This is a genomic window from Thermithiobacillus plumbiphilus (assembly GCF_038070005.1).
Taxonomy (GTDB): domain Bacteria; phylum Pseudomonadota; class Gammaproteobacteria; order Acidithiobacillales; family Thermithiobacillaceae; genus JBBPCO01.
Genome location: NZ_JBBPCO010000002.1, coordinates 334,259 through 352,268, shown reverse-complemented (window position 1 = coordinate 352,268; position 18,010 = coordinate 334,259). Strand labels below are relative to the sequence as shown.

Annotated in this window: 10 protein-coding genes; 3 read left to right on the top strand and 7 right to left on the bottom strand. The window is 63.0% G+C overall.

All coding sequences use genetic code 11. The annotated features are described in order from the left end of the window. Positions 1-414: 414 nt before the first annotated feature. The 5 genes from recD to WOB96_RS03720 are packed head-to-tail and all read right to left on the bottom strand — an operon-like array spanning position 415 to position 14,076. Complete coding sequence (gene recD / locus WOB96_RS03740) at positions 415-2,262, bottom strand: exodeoxyribonuclease V subunit alpha (protein WP_341369934.1); 1,848 nt, start codon at positions 2,260-2,262, stop codon at positions 415-417. Then, positions 2,255-5,842, bottom strand: a complete 3,588-nt coding sequence (recB, locus tag WOB96_RS03735; protein WP_341369933.1) for an exodeoxyribonuclease V subunit beta — start codon at positions 5,840-5,842, stop codon at positions 2,255-2,257. Before recB ends, recD begins: the two co-directional genes overlap by 8 nt. 5 nt (positions 5,843-5,847) lie before the next feature. Continuing rightward, positions 5,848-9,051 carry an exodeoxyribonuclease V subunit gamma gene (gene recC / locus WOB96_RS03730; protein WP_341369932.1) on the bottom strand — a complete coding sequence of 1,068 codons (3,204 nt, stop codon included), beginning with the start codon at positions 9,049-9,051 and terminating at the stop codon, positions 5,848-5,850. Then, positions 9,020-12,832, bottom strand: coding sequence for an AAA family ATPase (locus tag WOB96_RS03725; protein ID WP_341369931.1), 3,813 nt, complete (start codon positions 12,830-12,832; stop codon positions 9,020-9,022). Before WOB96_RS03725 ends, recC begins: the two co-directional genes overlap by 32 nt. Then, the gene (locus tag WOB96_RS03720; RefSeq protein WP_341369930.1) at positions 12,829-14,076 is read right to left on the bottom strand and encodes an exonuclease SbcCD subunit D C-terminal domain-containing protein; all 1,248 of its coding nucleotides are present in this window, start codon (positions 14,074-14,076) and stop codon (positions 12,829-12,831) included. Before WOB96_RS03720 ends, WOB96_RS03725 begins: the two co-directional genes overlap by 4 nt. Before the next feature lie 69 nt (positions 14,077-14,145). Here WOB96_RS03720 and WOB96_RS03715 point away from each other — a divergent pair, with 69 nt between their 5' ends. Further along, on the top strand, positions 14,146-15,051 hold the full coding sequence (locus WOB96_RS03715; protein ID WP_341369929.1) for a WYL domain-containing protein: 906 nt from the start codon (positions 14,146-14,148) through the stop codon (positions 15,049-15,051). Here WOB96_RS03715 and WOB96_RS03710 read toward each other — a convergent pair. Continuing rightward, the gene (locus tag WOB96_RS03710) at positions 15,048-15,647 is read right to left on the bottom strand and encodes a metallophosphoesterase family protein (protein WP_341369928.1); all 600 of its coding nucleotides are present in this window, start codon (positions 15,645-15,647) and stop codon (positions 15,048-15,050) included. The two genes, WOB96_RS03715 and WOB96_RS03710, sit on opposite strands and share 4 nt — an antisense overlap. Between WOB96_RS03710 and WOB96_RS03705 the strand changes: the two genes are divergently transcribed. Continuing rightward, positions 15,646-16,455, top strand: coding sequence for a ferritin-like domain-containing protein (locus WOB96_RS03705; protein ID WP_341369927.1), 810 nt, complete (start codon positions 15,646-15,648; stop codon positions 16,453-16,455). The genes WOB96_RS03710 and WOB96_RS03705 overlap by 2 nt on opposite strands. Here the strand turns inward: WOB96_RS03705 and WOB96_RS03700 are convergent, their stop codons facing one another. Next, positions 16,456-17,328, bottom strand: a complete 873-nt coding sequence (locus WOB96_RS03700) for an ATP-binding protein (RefSeq protein ID WP_341369926.1) — start codon at positions 17,326-17,328, stop codon at positions 16,456-16,458. A gap of 100 nt (positions 17,329-17,428) precedes the next feature. Between WOB96_RS03700 and WOB96_RS03695 the strand changes: the two genes are divergently transcribed. Next, entirely contained in the window at positions 17,429-18,010 is a 582-nt protein-coding gene (locus WOB96_RS03695) for a septation protein A (protein WP_341369925.1), read from the top strand.

Sequence of the window (18,010 nt, the reverse complement as noted above, 5' to 3'; positions counted from 1 at the left end):
CCAATTAATAAGTCCTGTTTACCCACCGGAATCAAGAGGCAGGCCGCTTGACCATCAGAACAGACCCTTCTCTATCGGGCTTTTCTCATGAATTCCTACAGCCCGTTTTAAACCCCGCTTCAAGCCCGAATTTGTGCGACAACGGTGGAGACGCCCTTTTTCATCGAACTTTGGAAACCATAATGGAGGGAACTTTCTGAAACCATAAGACTGATGGGATAGGACGTCAGACCTAAGACTTAGAGAGGAGGATCGCAAATGCTGCAGCAGCAAGGACTTCAAGACCAGTAGATGTTGCAGGTGCAATTGGGCGCCCTGCCGAGCCTGTCTTGTCAGACTTTTTGCAGAAAGAAATCCTGCGTGGCGCGGGAATCAGGCTGATCTGACATGAACGGCAGATGCCACTGGCACGGATCAGCTTGGGGAGGCTGAACCGGATTGCCAGAGTTTGTCCAGCAGTCCCGAGGCTCGGCTGACCCGACGGCGGATGGCCAGACTGAGGATGGAGGCACTGCCATGCAGTATCATATGCCGGCGCGCGCGCGTGACGCCGGTGTAGATGAGTTCACGCGTGAGCACCGGTGCATCGGCCTCCGGCAACACCAGCAACACCTCATCGAACTCGGAGCCTTGGCTCTTGTGCACCGTCATGGCATAGGCGGTGTCGTGCTCAGGGAGGCGATTGGGATGAATGGCGCGGACGCTGCCATCCGGCTGGGCAAAGAAGGCACGGATTGCGCCATTGGCCGCGGGATCGGGCAGCAGGATACCGATATCGCCATTGTACAGCCGCAGCGTGTAATCGTTGCGGATGACCATGACCGGACGACCAGCATAGTGCAGGTTGCCGGGACTGATCAGGCCCTTGTGCGCCAGCGCGCTCTCGATGGCCTGGTTCAACCCTGCCACCCCGTAAGGGCCATCGCGCAAGGCGCAAAGCACCCGAAAACGGTTGAAGGCCTCCAGGGCAGCGCCAGGAGCATCAAGACCCAGATATAACCCGTAGGCCCCGGCTGCGCGCTGCGCGACCAGATCCAGGGACGCCGCGCCACTTTCGCCCTGCCAGGCAAGATCAGCAAACTGATTGCTGCGCAGTATCCTGCCGGCCGCTTCCGCGTCCCCCTGGTTGATGGCCTGGGCCAGCGCGCCAATCCCGCTATCCTGACGAAAGCGGTGACTGGCCCGCAGGTGCACGATGCAATCCTGCAAGGGGCCTGCCACGGATTCAGTTGCTGGCAGGGCAACGCCCGCGAGTGCCTGCAACTGCCCGCATAGCTCTGGCGAGTAGCCACGCTGCGCAGATGCGCCACAGATATCCGCGAGCACGCTGCCGGCCTCGACCGAGGCAAGCTGGTCCTGATCACCAAGCATATAGAGACGCGCCTGCGGCGGCAGGGCATCCACCAGGCGCGCCATGAGCGGCAGATCCACCATGGAAGCCTCATCCAGCACCAGTACGTCCACCGGCAGAGGATGGCCGGCATGATGCCGAAAGCCATTCTGCCCAGGCAGCGCCTTGAGCAGCCGATGGATGGTGCCGGCCTCTTCGGGAACCGCCTGACGGATGACAGCATCGCAGGCCAGATCCTGCTTGCGCGCCTTGATCGACTCGCTCAGGCGCGCGGCGGCCTTGCCGGTGGGCGCGACCAGCGCGATGCGCAGGTTTTGATCCTGCTCCAGCAGGAGCGCCAGGATCTTCACCACCGTGGTGGTCTTGCCGGTACCCGGACCTCCAGCTATGACGGCAAGGCCGCGCAGGAGCGCAATGGCTGCGGCCAGCTTCTGCCAGTCCGGTTCCGCGCTGGCTGGCCCGAAAAAGCGCTCCAGGCCGGCCCGCAGTCTTTGCAGATCGATTTCGGGCTGCATCAGCGCCCGCGCACGCAACTGCCGGGCCAGGGCGTCCTCGAAACGCCAGTAGCGGCCAAGGTAAAGCCGGTCCTGCTCATCCAGGATCAGTGGCATGCCCTGGCCGGGCTGACCGACGACGCCGCTGGCCTGCAGATGTTTGCGCCAGCTATTCAGATCAGGCGCGAGGATGACTTCACCATCAGCCTGGGATTCACTGCCAAAAAGTGGGCGCCCGGCCAGTTGCGCCAGATCGACACAGACATGTCCGAGCCCCACCTGATGGCTGACCAGGCAGGCGCCCAGCGAGAGCGCCTCGGATCTGCCATCCGCCAGCCGCTCCAGGGTGCGGGCGAAGTGCAGATCAAGCGACCGGATCAGCCCTCGGCTGGCCGCAGCATATAGTTGGTCAGGCACAGGCCACCTCTGCAGTAGACATCCTTGAACCGGCGAAAAAGGCATCCAGCATCTCGACCAGCGCCCGCGACGGCTTGTTGAAGTATATGCCGGAACCAGCCCCCGTGGCCGGGTCCATTCCCCTGAGAAAGAGATAGAAGACCCCGCCGAAATGCCGGTCGTAATCGTAATCAACGATGCGCTGCCCAAGATATCGATGCAGTGCCACGCTATAGATAAGTGCCTGAAGGGTATAGGACTGCGCATCCATGACGCCCGCCAGCCGCTCCGGCGTATAGTCCTCTGGCCTGTCGCCCAAATGATTGGACTTGTAATCAGCGAGATAGAACGTGCCCTGATGTTCAAAGACCAGATCGACAAAACCCTTCATCATGCCCTGAAAGGCTTCGAAGCTGAGCCGACATGCGATTCCCTGCCTTGCCAGCAATGCTGTCAAAGACGCGGGATCCAGGGAATGCACGGGGAAATGGAACTCCAGTTCGCGCAGGCAACGCGAGGCATCCAGCTGGCGCAAACTCAGGGTGGCCTCAGGATCGAGCGGCGTGTCGAGTACCCGATCCAGCCAGCTTTCGACTACCGGCTGCCATTCCGGGTTGAAGGCAAAGCGGGTCAGGCCACGCGCAATCAGGGCTTGCAGGGCTGGCCCCCGGGCCGTCGGGAAATCCATTTTTTCCAGCAGGAAATGCAGGAAGGACCCGGCCTGGGCGCCACGCGGAAAGCGATAGACGTCCGCCACGGCCGCGACCGGCGCGGCTCCGGCAGCATCCTGGGCATCGTGATCCGGGCGTTCGAATTGCCCCTGTAGCCCCTGGATGAGGGAGGTATAGCTGCCAATCCGCCAGCTTTTATCGATGCGAGCCGTGAAATCTCGTGCAGCAAGGGTGTGATGTTCCGGCACAGGCGGGCTCCAGGGCGTGACTGAGGCCGTCGGTGGCGGACAAACCCGGATGCAATCCGGGTGCTCGTCGGCAAGCCGGTCCAGCGGCGCGCGCAACTGCTCATCACTGAAGTCGCAGACTTTCTGCTCCAGGGTCGTGACGGGATTGGCGCCAGAATCTTCTGGCGCATGCAGCAGATACCCCAGCGCCGAATGCTCGACACCGCCAAAGCGGCCCCAGCTGACATAACATAGATATTTCGCCCGGGTCAGGGCCACATAGAGCAGCCGAAGATCCTCGGCCAGGCGCTCGCGCTCGGCGAGTGCATGGTGGTGCTCCAGATCCGGCGAGCCCAGATCCAGGCAGGACCTGCCCGCTGCTTCATCATGAAAGCGCAGGGGGGCCTCTTTACGACCTGGCCGGGCGGTCCAGGCGAAGGGCAGGAAAACCACCGGGTACTCCAGCCCCTTGCTCTTGTGAATGGTCACGATCTGCACCAGGTCTTCGTCACTTTCAAGCCGCAGTTGCCATTCCTCCTGGCCCTCGCCTTCCGCACTGCATTGCGTCTGATACCAGCGCAGCAGGCCCGCCATGCCATGCTGCTCACGGCTCATGCTGGCAAGCACTTCCATCAGATGCAGCAGATTGGTCAGACGGCGCTCGCCATCCACGCAGGCCAGCAGGCGGCTGACCACCTGAGCTTCCTGGATCAGGTGCTGGCACATGGCCATGACACCGCGCTCCAGCCAGAGTCGCTGGTAGCGCTGGAAACGCTGAAGCCATGTCTCCCAGACGACATCGTCGCTACGACAGGCCTCCATCGCCTGCGCATCCTGGCCCAGCAGACTGGTGCATAAAGCCGCGCGCAGCAGGCCTTCCCTGCCCGGTTCGAGCACAGCGCAAAGCACGCGCAGCAGTTCCCCGGCTTCCTCGGTATCAAAGACACTGTCACGGCTGAGAAAGACGCTTGCGATACGTACATCACGCAGTGCGTTCTGAATGGCGCGGGCTTCATGGCGATCACGCACCAGCACGGCAATGTCGCGCGCGCTCAATGGCCGCTCACCGATCCGGGCACGGCCCGCCGCACCGGCCTGCAGCAGTTCAAGGATTTCGCTGGCACAGGCCTGGCCGAGATGCTCCTTGGCCCAGTCTCTGGAAATCTGGCCCTTTGGCGCATTTTGCGCATCGCGCTCGACAAACCAGCATTGCAGTGGCACCGGCGGCACGCCATCGATTGCCAACGGGCTCTCATCCGCCTTGCCACCGGCCTTCACCGGATGAAAAGTAATATCCGCATCGTGAATGAAAGGCGCGCGGGCCGCGCCGAAGATGCTGTTGATGGCCTGAATCAGCCGGGTGCTGGCACGCCAGTTCGTATCAAGGGTGTAATGTCCACTCTCGGCCGGGACGTCTCGACGCGCCTGCATATAAGTAAAGATGTCAGCGCCACGGAAACTGTAGATGGCCTGCTTGGGATCGCCGATCATCAGCAGGGTCAAATGCTCGCCTGACTGGTAGATCCTGCGAAAGATGCCGTACTGGATGGGGTCGGTGTCCTGAAACTCGTCGATCAGCGCCACCGGATACTGGCTGCTGATGCGGTTTGCCAGGGCCGCGCCTGCCTCGGCGTGCAGCGCCTGGTGCAGGTGGCCGAGCAGGTCGTCAAAGCACAGAATCCGCAGCTGCGCCTTGCGCCTGGCGAGTTCCTCGCGGCAGTAGCTCAACGCCTCGGCGTGGAGTTTCACGAGAAAGGCCAGGCGCAGTTTTCCATGACAGGCAAGCAGGGCCTGACAGTGATCGAAGAAGGGGTGCTTGGGTGCAACAGCCAGTTTTTTGCGCTTGTCCAGGGCCGTCGCCAGCTTTTCGGCAGTAAACAACTCGAAATCGCGGGGCAGCATCAAGGGGACATCATCAGCAGTAAAGAATGCCTGCAATCCCTCCGCCACTGCCAGAATGTTTTCTCTGGAATACCCCGCCCCAGATTTAAGCGCCCCATGATCCACGAGCAGGGAGACGATATTCTCCTGGGCATCAAGCCAGGCAGTCCTTGCCACAGCCACCTGGTTCCTGTAGGCATCAAGTGGGGTATCAAGATCCCCGGGCTCGGGCAGGATCAGGAGGTTCTCATCCCGCAGATAGGGTCGGATGGCGGCCAGCAGGCTGGATGGGGTTTTCCAGATGGTCTGCACCAGTGCGATCCACTCGGCGGAAAGTGGGTAAAAGCGCCGACGCCAGAAGTCCTCGCAGACTGCCTGCAGATACGGCAGTTCATCCTGCACCAGCTCGGTCTCGAAAGCCGCACCGCTCTCGAAGGCATTGCTTGCCAAAGTACGCTGGCAGAATCCGTGGATGGTGAAAATCGAGGCCTCATCCATGCGCGTCAGGGCATTCCTGAGACGTTGCCGGGCAAGTTCATGATCCGGCAGATGCTCCAGGAGGGCAGAGAGGAAGGTATCCTCGCTCGTTCCCGCCTGAAAGGCGGTCAGGGCCTCGCGAATGCGGCCGCGAACGCGGTCCCGCAATTCCTGGGTGGCGGCCGTGGTGAAGGTCACCACCAGGATCTGGTCGATTTCCCGACCGCTCTCTAGGAGAAAGCGCAGGAAGAGCGCGGCAATGGTGTAGGTCTTGCCGGTACCGGCACTGGCCTCGATCAGCCGGGTGCCAGCCAGGGGAAACGCCAGGGGATCCAGTGCCTGCATGGATTTCAGGACCTCTTTTTCTGCAACAGTTCGCACATGGGTACCAGAAGCCGCTGCGCCAGATCCTCAAAGTCGCGCTCGAAGGGCCTGCGTCCCCGCCAGGCCACCCGGATCTCGGAGCTATCGCCCTCGCCGATCTGAAAAGGCGTGCTTTCCCAGAGTTTTTCGGCGCTAGCCAGGGCTTCCTCGGCAGATTTGCCCGCCGCGCGGGCACTGGCATAGGCATGGCTGCACTGCGGAAAGAAGGCCAGCGGCTCTCGCAGGCCCTGCCAGTGGGCTTGAAGAAATCTTTCAAGTTGCGCTTCGGCGTCGCTGAACGGTGCAAGGCGCAAGATCTGATCAGTGCCTATGTGGATGCTGTTGGGGCTTTCTGTCGGAGTACAGCACAGGACCAGATGCTGGAGCCAGAGCCCGATGCGATCGCTGGCCTTGACCTTCGCGGGACGGTAGCTCAGCAGGCCTGCCGCAGTCAGGCCGCGCAGCCAGCCATGCAGGTGAAAGTCACCCAGTCGCAGCCTGATTTCCAGAGGCTCGCAGGGATCGCCCAGATGTGGCGCCACGCGCTCCCGGGCAAAGTCTTCGATCGTTTGACGCTGTTGCTGATAGATCGTCTGGCCGAAAGCGCCGCAGGGCAGCGCCCCCTGGGCCCGCAGCACGGGAAAGTAGGTTTCGAGATCTTCGCCGGCCAGCGCACGCGCCAGCATCTCCGACTGCATCTGATAACGCGACAGGCCAGCAAGCTCGAAGGGCTCGGCATCCGCCAATGCGGCTTCAGCTTCTTCCAGATGGATACCGAGGCGGTCCCTGAGAAAGAACTTCGCGGGATTGCGAAAGAAGCGGAGCAGATCAGCCAGGTCCACCTGCCGGCGATCAGGCTCCGGCTCACAGAGTGGCTGCTCAATGAAAGGCGGTTCACCGGAAATTTCCGGCAGGGCCGGCAGCCACTCGCTGGCGTAGCTGAAAAGGCCGGTCTCCCTGCCATAGTAGTGATGGCCGAAGGGCTGCAGCGGGTGCTCGGTGATCAGCTGATCCGAGATCCTGCCCTGCTCGCCAATATAGCCGACCTCAAGGTAATCCAGCAGTTCGCTGACCAGTACCGAGGGCAGCATCACGCTGTTATCGCGCTGATTGCGCCCGACGTAACTGAGATAGAGGCGCTCCCGGGTCGACAGCAGGCATTCCAGAAAGAGGTAGCGATCATCTTCCCGCAGCGAGCGGTCGCCGGGCTCGGGCCGCGCAGCCATCAGGTCGAAGCCGGGGCGTCGCTGGATGCGCGGGTAGTCCCCGTCATTGAGACCGATCAGGCAAAGCACCCGAAAGGGGATGCTGCGCATCGGCACCATGCCGCAGAAATTGACCTGACCGGCCAGAAAGCGGGCCCTGGCTCCCGGATCCCGCAAGGCGCCCTGCAGGGCATCCCGGACCACGCCAAGCCCAAGCGGGGCGTCGAAGCCCGCCCGCCCGGTATCCTCCAGCCAGGCATCCAGCGAATCACGGATACCCTGCAACAAGGGGGTTTCTTCATCGTCCGCCAGGAAAAAGGCGTTCAGGAGACGATTGAGCAGTTCCACCCACTGCGCGGGTTTCAGATCGTCGTCGAGCAGCACCCGATAGCTGTCCAGTGCCTCGATGAAGCTGCTGAGACTGCCAAGATGACGGGCATCGGCGCCCTCTATCACCGTGTAGGGGTGGCGTTCCATGAACAGGCTGTCCTCGGGATGCATGGCATAGCCAAGATACATGCGCTCCAGCCCGAACTGCCAGGTGTGATCGCTGAGCGCAGGCAGGCCAAGGGCGGTGCGCGCCGCAGGATCGCGCCCCCAGCGCACGCCACTGTCGCGCACCCACTGGCGCAGGCAGTCCAGCCCGTCGGCATCGAGTCCGAAGCGCCGCAGCACGGCAGGCACCTCGAGCAGGGCCAGCACCTCGGAGACCCCGTAACGGCTACCCGGCAACTGCAGCAATTGCAAAAAAGCCTGCAGCAAGGGATGTTCCTGGCGCGGGCTGCGATCGCTGATGGCCCAGGGAATGTAGCGATTGCCGCTGGCCGCCCCGAACACCGCCTCGATATAGGGCGCATAGCGCTCGATATTCGGACACATGACGGCGATGTCCGCTGGCCGCAGGTCCGGGTGGGACTCGAAGCAGGCCAGCAACTGATCGTGCAACACTTGCACCTCGCGCAGTGGGCTGTGGCAGGCATGGATCTGCAGGGAAAGATCCTGGGCCGGGATGCTTACCTGCCCAGTGGCCTGACCGCCGTCGAGCAGCAGGATATCGGTCTGTAGGCAACCCAGCAGCGTGTTCGTGTCCGGGGCTTCGAAGCACATTTCCACTTCGGCATCCGCAGCGTATTTTTGCAGCAGCTCCTGATACTCGCGCCCGAGCCGCCCCTGGGAGGCCAGGATTTCGTTGAGCACCGGGAAATAAGCGCTGGCATCGGTCTTGCCCTTGCGTTGCCAGTAAGCCTGCAGGCGCGCCTGGTCCCGGGAGGACACGAGATCACCCCAGTATTCCAGGCAGGGATTGAGCACGAACAGATGCACATCGCGGATCCTGGACAGCTGAACGAGCACTTCGAGGTAGATCGGTGGCAGGGTATTGATGCCAAAAATGCTGATGCGTTCGGGCAAGCTGCTGTTCCATGAACCTTGCCGGCAACGTGTCAGGAAATCTGTCAGCAGTTGCGCCCGGTGCCGGGTATCGCCCTCCCCCACCAGCTTGCGCCAGAGCTGCGCCTGCCAGTGATCATCCTCGCCCGCCTCCCAGGCCAGCAGCCATTGCGGCCGGTAGATCAGGTACTGATCGAAGACGTCGGCAATCTGTCCGGCCAGCTGATAGCGTTTGAACTCGCCAGCATCCTCGCGCAGATAGTGCTGCAACTCCTCAAAACCCGGCTGCGCCAGGCATTCGGGCAGACAGGCAAAGATCCGCCAGACCAGCACCGCTCGGTCAAAGGGAGACTCCTGCGGCAAGGCTGCATCCTGTTCCCGCAGGACGCGCCAGACAAAGGCCGAGGGCAGCGGAAAATCGAGATTGGCGGCAATGCCCTGCTGGATGGCAAGTCGCTGGGACAGCCAGCGCGCCATGCCGGCGTGCTGGGTGATGATCAGTTCCGGCGCCAGCGGATTGGCCAGCGGCGTGCGACACAGATCACTCAGGCGCTCAAGCAGCGTTTCAAGCCGATTGCCGTGATAGATCCTCAGCATCCCCTTCCCCTCCCTCATCCATCCCACCCAGAGTGGCATCAGCCTGCCAGCTCAGCTGTGCATCCACCACCCGGACGCGGCTGCGCCCGCTGCCCATCGCCTCGACATGCACCTGCACGCCGATGCTCTCCACCAGGGCCGGCACATGCGAAATCACGCCAATCTGGCGGCCCTGGGACTGCAGGGCATCGAGGCTGCCGACAGCAATGCCCAGGGTATCCGGATCCAGGGCGCCAAAGCCCTCATCGATGAACAGAGACTCGACCTGGGTGCGCTGCGAGGACAGTGAGGCTAGCCCCAGCGCAAGCGCAAGTGAAACAAGAAAACTCTCGCCCCCCGATAGACTGTGCACGCTGCGCACCTCATCGGCCATTTCAAGATCGACGACCTGGATGTCGAGATCGCTGCCAGGCGCCCGTTCAAGCCGGTAGCGCCGCGCCAGATCGACAAGATGGCGGTTGGCCTGCCCCAGCAGGGCATCGAGCGTGAGGCTCTGGGCGAAGTTGCGAAACTTGGCGCCGTCCGCCGAGCCAATCAGCTCCCGAAGACTTTCCCAGAGCGCCCAGTGGGCGCGTTGAACCTCGGCGCTTTCCCGCGTGCTCGCCGCCTGTTCCCGTTGCTGGTCGTCCTGGCGCAGGCGCGCATCGATGCCAGCGAGGTCCGTTACATGTGACTGCAGGCGGGCCTGCAGCATGGCCAGCGCTTCCCTGGCGTCCTCTTCAGACATGGGCGGCACTGACTGTTCGTGCCGCGCCAGCAGGGATTGGCGCGCCTCCAGCCGGACGCTGGCATCACGACAGGCATTTTGCAGGGCTTCGAGCGCGGCACTCTCGCGCGCCAGCCAGCTGGCCTCATGGCTCAGCCATTGGCGCAACTCGACTTCCTGCCAGCCGAGTCCAGCCAGGGCTGCGGACAATTCAGCCTGTGCGGCCACCAGTTGCCGTTGCGCATCCGCTACCTGTGTCGTCCGATGCGCCAAGGTCTGCCTGGCGAGCGCCAGGGCCTCGCGCGCGGCAGCGAGGGCATCCCTGGCGGCATCGAGCGATGCGCGGGCCTGGTCAAGCTCGACCTGGAGCTGTCTGCTCGCCGACTCCACCGCTGCGCCATCGAAGAATTGCCGGCGTTCCGCCTCCAGTCCGGCAAGATGCTGGCGACATTGCAGCAATCCCTGGAGCGCTTCACCCGCCTGGGCCGCCAGGGTACGCGCCAGGCTTTCGGCTTCGGCCAGCTTTGGCGCGATTTCCCGCAGGGCGGCATCCGCATCGGCAGCCTGCTTCGCGCGGGCTTCATAGGCGAGTACCCGCTGACAGCAGGCAGCCAGGAATCGCATGCCCTCACTGGCAAGCTGTGTCTGCCAGTTCGGGATACCGGCCAGGGCTTCGGCGAGCTGCCCGCAGGCGGATTGGTACTCTGCCAGGGCGGCAGTCGCGGTCGCGGATTCCTGCTCAAGGGCATGGATCAGCATCTGCTCCCGCCCGCGCCGGGCCTGAGTGTCAGCCTGCAGGCGCTCACGTTTCCTGCGCTGCGATTCGCAGGTCTCGCGGGCAGTTCTGAGCGCGGCTTCGCTGGCAAGCGCCGCCTTTTCCTGGCCCTGCAACTGCTCAAGCTCGGCAGTGACTGCCAAGAGCCGTGCCTGCATGCGCGTGGCAAGGGCAGCGTCCCAGACCGGACCCAATTCATCCTGACGCTCCGGCAGGGACGCCCACTCAGCCTGCAGCGCCTGACAGCGTTGCTCCAGGTCACTGATCTGCTGCTCGCAATCAGCCATGGCCTGACGTGACTGTTCCAGCTTGCCCTGCCAGCGCAACTCGGTCTCGATCAGGGTCTGCAACTCGGCCTTCAAGGTATTGACGCGAGCCCGCTGATCCCCCAACAAGGCCTCAAAAGCCGGGTGATGCTGGGCCCAGGGATGCTCCTGGGCGCCACAGACCATGCAGGGCTCGCCCGTCTGCAGTTGCGCGCGCAGTTGCGCGACATCCCCCTGCGCTGCCAGGAGGGTGCGCTCCAGCATGGATTCGGCTTCCGCCAGCCGGGCTTCGAGCGGCGGACGCAAGGGCTGATGGCTGGCCAGGGCCTGTTCGGCAGCCAGCAACTCGGCAGCCAGCGATTGCCGCTGCGCCTGAACCCGAGACAAGGCCTGCCAACGTTCACCGGCCTGGGTCAGCAGGCCAGCCGCGTGTTGCAGGCGGGCACGCAGGGCTTCCCGGGTATTTCGCTGATTGCTGATCGCTTCCAGGGAGTAGCGGGAGGCCGCGGCTTCGCATTCAGCCAGGCTCTGCTCTGCGGATTCCTCGGCGGCCAGGGCGGCCTGCAGCTCGGCTTCCAGACGCAGAATGCCCGCCTGAAAATCCTGTAGTTGCGACTGATGCAGGGGCAAGGCGCCTTCTGCTGTCAATTGCGTTTGCCGGGACTGCAGGGCGCGCTTGAGCAGATCCTCCCAGCGCGGCCACTGGGCGGCCAGGCTGGCCACATGCTGTTGCCTGCCAAGCCATTCCCGATCGGCATCCAGAGCACTTTCCTGAAGCGCCTGCCGGGCACGAAGTTCACTCGCTGCATCGGCGGCCTGCGCCGCCTGCAGCCCGGCCTCGCGGTGCAGGCGCTCTGCCGATTCGAGTTGATGCCCCGCCTCGCGGATGCGTACATCCAGCTCCCGAGCGGCCTGCAGCGCAGGCTGGGCCGCGTCCCAGGCAGATGCCGCCGTCTGATGTCGGCCTTCCGCCGTGCTGTAGGCCTGCTCCTGAACTGAGAGATCTACCTCGGCCTTTGCGAGCTCTTTCAGAGCCGCCTGTCTGGCGGCTTCGGCTTCTCGTCCGGCTCCAGCAGCCCGGTCGCAGGCCTCCAGCAGCGGTCGCAGAGGCTGGGCCGCCCGCACCCGGTTCAGCACCTCCACCCGATCAGCCGCGGCCTGCCAGGCAAGCTCAGCCTGCTGCAGGGTCTGCACCGCCCGATCACAATCCTGGCGCAGGCTGGTGGCCTGCTCATGCCAGCGCAAGGCATCCTGCACGACAGCCAGCTCGCCTTGCGTCTTGTCCCGCGCCTCGGCAATCAGCGCCTTCTCGGCCAGCAGGGCTTGGCGGTCATCATCGCTCAATACCGAAAGTGCCTGCAGACGCAGTTCCAGCTCGCGCAGTTTCTGCTCCTCTTCCCTGGCGCGATGGTAGGCCGCACGCGAGAGCTCGCTGTAGATTTCCGTGCCGGTGATGCGTTCCAGCAGCTCGGAGCGCTCCTTGTGAGCGGCCTTGAGGAAGGCGGCGAAATCACCCTGGGCCAGCAGCACGGCACGCCTGAACTGGTCAAAGCTCAGGCCAAGGCGCTGGCTGATTTCGGCGAGGATTTCCTTCTTGGTGCGGCCGATCAGATGATCATCCGGCAGAGTGCGAAGCGTCAGCACCTGTTCCTGCAGCCTGCCGCCTGGTTTGTTCTTTGCCCGACGCACTTCCCAGCGCGCGCGATAGGTCTTGCGATCGATCCCGATGAAATCCACCTCGGCGTAGCCTTCGGCAGCCCCCCGACGCAGGATGCCGCGCACGTCATCACCGCTGATGCGCAATTCTGGCGCGAGATCCGCCTGCCCAACCGCAACCTTGTTTGCCTGGGTCAGACGCGGCACGCGGTCAAAGAGCGCCAGACACAGGGCATCGAGCAGGGTGCTCTTGCCCGCGCCAGTCCGGCCGCTGATGGCGAACAGCCCCGCTCGCCCCAGTGGGCCATTGGCAAGATCCAGCTCGAAGCTGCCCGCCAGACTGGCGAGATTGCGACCGCGGATGGCAAGGATTCTCATGCCGCGTCCCCCGCATGCACTTTATCCAGCAGCTCATGAAAGGCCTCCAGCAGCTCGGCAGAGGGCGCGGCATCATAGCGCTCCCGGTAGCGGCGCAGGAACACCTCGGCAGGGTCCAGACCCTGCAGGGCATCTTCGGGAAGACGGTCGGCCAGGCTCTGCGCGGCTCCTGCCTGGATTTTGTCGATCCTCACCAGCCGCAGTGGCTTGTCTGCCAGCACCTCGTCGAGTTGCTGACGCAATCCAGGCTCGGGCTTGTCGAGCTGAACCCGAATCTCCAGCAAGGGCCACTCCGCTTCCGGGCGCACCGGCAGGATCAGATGTTTCAGCTGCTCCAGAACTTCCTTGAGCGGCAGGGGACCCTCGGAGGGCAGACGCAGGATATCGACCGTGCGCGGCACGCGAATGTCTTCGATCCCGACGCGGCGCCCGGCCTCGAAATCGATCTGCAGCACCTGATGGGGATAGTCGGCCTCTGACAGCGACATGGGAATGGGCGAGCCACTGTAGCGGACATGCTCGTGGCCGCCGACCTTTTGCGGCCGGTGCATGTGCCCCAGGGCCACGTAATCGATCGTGTCAGGAAAGAGATCCACCGGCAGGGCATGCTGATTGCCGCCCAAGACCTTGCGCTCGCTCAGGGCCGAAATCTCCGTGCCAACCATGTAGCAATGCCCCGTGGCGATCAGGGCCTGTCCCGGCTGGCGTCGCGCCTGCGCTGCGGCCAGGGCTGCGGCATAGACCTGGCGCACCCCCTCGATCAGGGGATCGGTATCAGCATCTGTCACCACGGGCAGATCGGCGGGGCGCAGAAAGGGCATGGCCACGCACCAGGCGACAAGCTCGCCGACGCGGTTTTTCAAGGGCAGGATCAGGCGCTCGAAATCCGGCACGCCGACAGCATCGCGCGGCAATGCGCCAAGGACCTGCACGCCGAGCCGGGCCAGCAGCGGCTGGGGTGCTTCCAGCCGGGCCGGCGAGTCGTGATTGCCGCCGAGCACGATGATGCCCAGATGCGGGCAATGCTGGCGCGCGCTGGCGAGAAAATCATAGAAAAGCGCCTGGGCGCTGGCAGGCGGATTGGCGGTATCGAACACATCTCCCGCAATCAGCAACTGATCCACCGCGCGCGTCTGCAACTGCGAAAGCAGCCAGTCAAGAAAGCGCCGATGCTCCTCATCGCGGCTGATGCCGTGCAGGCTATGACCCAGATGCCAGTCGGCCGTATGCAGAATGCGCAGCATGTTCCCCCCTTATTGCGCTATATTCCAGAATAGTCGGCCTCATTGATATGTCAAGTTTCTTTACATATCATGCGACTTTCCCGTTCAGGCGAGATCAAATTGCCCATTCACGTGATCGATAAGGAAGCCCCGCTCAAGTGGGAAGTGCGCCAGCGCCTGACCCTGCTGGAAGCCACTGTGCTCTGGACCGACTGCCTCGGCACCCGCGACCTGGTCAATGCCTTCGGCATCAGCCGGGTACAGGCCTCCAATGACATCGGCCTGTATCTGACTCTCTTTCCAGGCAGCCTCCTGTACGATCGCTCGCGCAAATGTTACCGCGCCGGATCAAGCTTTCAGCCGCATTTCCTGCGCGGCACGCCCGAGGAGTTCCTGCATCTTCTAAAGAGCGCTGCGGGCCCGGATGGCCCGGTGCTGGTATTGCTGGGCGAGCTGCCGCCGGTGGAGATCGTCAGCCCACTGGAGCGCGAGCTGCGGCTCGACACCCTGCAGGCCATCAGCCAGGCGATCCGCGAAAGCCGCTGCCTGCAACTCGACTACCAGTCGCTGAACCGCGAGGCACCAGTGACACACACGCTAGTCCCCCACGCCCTGGTCTATAACGGCTACCGCTGGCACATGCGCGCCTATAGCGAATCACATGGCGAATTTCGGGATTTCGTGCTGGCGCGCATCCAGGGAAAACCCTTGCTGCGAGAAATACGGGATCAGAATGCAGCGGCGGATACTGCCTGGCAGACTTATGTCACGCTGCGCATCGGCCCGCACCCGGGACTGACGCCGGCCCAGCGCGCCGTGATCGAGGATGACTTTGGCATGCAGCAGGGTGAGGTCACAAAGCGTCTGCGCGCCGCCCTGCTCCCCTACTTTCTGCGCCTGATGCATCTGGAAATCGAGCCACACGCAGGTTCTGCCCGCGAGCAGCAGATCGTGCTGCTGAATGCAGAAGAGTTGCGGCCCTGGGTTCGATTTTAGGCAGGGAAGCGTTGCGCCCGCACCTGCCAGTCCGTGGTTCCGGCTTCCAGGATCAGACAGGATGGCCCGCCGAAGGTCCGCACCCGCCCGGCAGCCCCCGGATTGAGCACCCAGGGAGTTTGGGCGGTATCGCAAATCAATTGATGACTATGGCCATAGACAATGGCACGGGCCGCCGGATAAAGCGCCCGCAGGCGCGCATGGCGCGTTTTGGTTGGGCCCGCCCGATCACCATGCACCACCACCAGATCACCGCCGGGCAGCATCAGACTCACTTCCAGCGGAATGCCACTGAGCAGTGCAAGCTCGCTGCCCGGCCACTTTTCCGGCACGTCGTTATTGCCCCGCACCGCCAGAACCTGGCCGAGTCGCGGTTGCAAGGCAGCCAGTACCGCAGCGCCCATGATATCTCCGGCATGCACGGCAAGATCACAGCCCGCCACGAGTTCGCCGATGCGCGCGTCGAGCTGCCCATGGGTATCCGAGACGATGGCCAGCCGCACCCGCTCCAGCCCGCGCCAGTCGGTATCCAGGCCGGAAGCGCTGACCTCTGAACCCTTCTGTGCCACACTATGTGCATTCTGATCACGATGCATGCCGATGACTACCTCGCTGTTCGAGCACACCCTGTCCGCCCTGCTGAGCACGGACCCCGAAGCCAAATGCGCGCTCACCAGCAGCCTGCGCGAGCAATGGCTGGCCGGCAACCTGACTCTGGCGGAGGGTCCGGCGCCCCGGGAAATCCCGATTCCCGGCCGCCCGGAAAAGCCGCTTCTGGTGCACCCGCGTGAGCTGCCCAAGCGCAACAAGCTCCAGACTGCGGAGGGTCGCGCCTGCCTCCTGCATGCCCTGGCACACATCGAGTTCAACGCCATCAATCTCGCCCTGGACGCCGTCTATCGTTTCCGGGATCTACCCACAGACTACTACAGCGACTGGCTGGGTGTCGCGGCCGAAGAGGCCTACCATTTCCAGCTCCTGCAGGGTCATCTGCATACGCTTGGATTTGCTTATGGGGACTTTGCCGCGCACAACGGCCTCTGGGAGATGGCCATCGATACCGCGCACGATGCCTTGATCCGCATGGCACTGGTGCCACGGGTGCTGGAAGCGCGCGGGCTGGACGTCACCCCGGCGCTGATTCAAAAGCTGGAATCCGCCAATGATCACGCCGCCGCCGACATCCTGCGCATCATCCGCCGCGATGAGATCGGCCATGTGGCAGTGGGAACCCGCTGGTACCGCCATCTCTGCCAGACGCGCGACCTGGATCCCGCGACGACCTTCTTTGAACTGGTCGAGCGCTATCTGAAAGGAAAGCTCAAGGGCCCCTTCAACTTCCCCGACCGGATTGCAGCCGGGTTTGATGCCGAGGAGATCCAGCGACTTGAGCATTGGCCCTGATCACCTGGTGTCACCCAGCCCCATGCGTCCCAGAAAATCATTGGCAAAATGCCGGGCCGTGCGACCACTGCGCGAGCCCCGGGCCAAGGCCCAGCGCAGGGCTTCGGCATGCATTTCCTCAAGAGGAATGGTCGCAGGCAACCGGGCCTGCAAGTAATGATCGACAATGGCGAGATAGGTGTCCTGATCGAAGGGATAAAATCCAATCCACAGCCCGAAGCGATCCGACAGGCTCAGCTTTTCCTCGGCGCTCTCGCCAGGAATGATTTCCTCGCCACGGCGTTCGTATTCCTGGTTTTCCGCAAAGAAACGCGGCATCAGGTGGCGCCGGTTGCTGGTGGCATAGATCAGGACATTGCTGGGCCGTGCCTCCAGCCCGCCATCGAGCACGGACTTCAGCCCCTTGTAGGCGGGATCGTCGGCCTCGAAGGAGAGATCATCGCAGAAGAGAACGAAGCGGAAACGCTCATCGGGATCGGCTTCGCGCAGGCTTTCCAGGACGTCCGGCAGTTGCGCCAGACCCTCGCGATCGAGTTCCACCAGCCGTAGCCCCTCGCTGCCATAGCGCGCCAGCATCGCCTTCACCAAGGAGGACTTGCCGGTGCCCCGGCCGCCCCAGAGCAGGGCATCATTGGCCGGCAGACCGCGCACGAACTGGCGGGTATTGGTATCGAGTAGCTCACGTGCCCGATCGATGCCCAGCAGATCGTCCTGGGACAGGCTGTGCGCCTGGCGAATACCCTGCAGCCAGCCACCGCCAGGACCTGAACGCCAGCGCGCAGCAAGCACATCGTCAAAGGACACCGGGTGGCCAGCCCTGGTCGAAACGCCAAGCGCGGCCTGCAAGACCTTGATCAAATCCGCTGATTCCATACCTACTCCAGTCGCGGGACAGTCAGCCGGATTCTATGGTATTTTGGTGGCGGGCTGAAGCCCGTGCATGCCCGCCCTTTCAGGAGAAATCGATTCCGGTATGAAAGCACTTCTGGACTTCCTGCCTGTCCTGCTGTTTTTCATCGTCTACAAATTTCAGGACATCTACGCCGCCACGGCCGTGGCCATCGTCGCCTCCATACTCATGATCCTCGGCCAGTACATCATGCAGCGCAAGGTCGAGCCCATGACCCTGCTCTCGGGCGCTCTCGTCGTGGTGTTTGGTGGAGCGACCATCTGGTTGCACAACGAGGTCTTCATCAAGCTCAAGCCCAGCCTGCTCTACTTTCTCTTTGCTGGGGGCTTTCTGATCGCCGAACTGCGCGGCACCCTGGTGGTGGAAAAATTCATTGGCCGGCAGATCGATCGCGAAGTTGCTCCGGCAGTCTGGCGTCAGCTCAATCATTACTGGATCCTTTTTTTCGTGCTGGCGGCCCTGCTGAACCTCTATGTCGCCTATACTTTTCCCACGGACACCTGGGTCAACTTCAAACTCTTCGGGCTGATGGCGATCACCCTGGTATTCATGGTGTTTCAGTCGTTTTTCATCATGCGTGCCCTGGACGCCTCGGAAAAGCTGAAGAATTCGACCGATCCCGATTCGCCAGAGAGGAAACCCTGA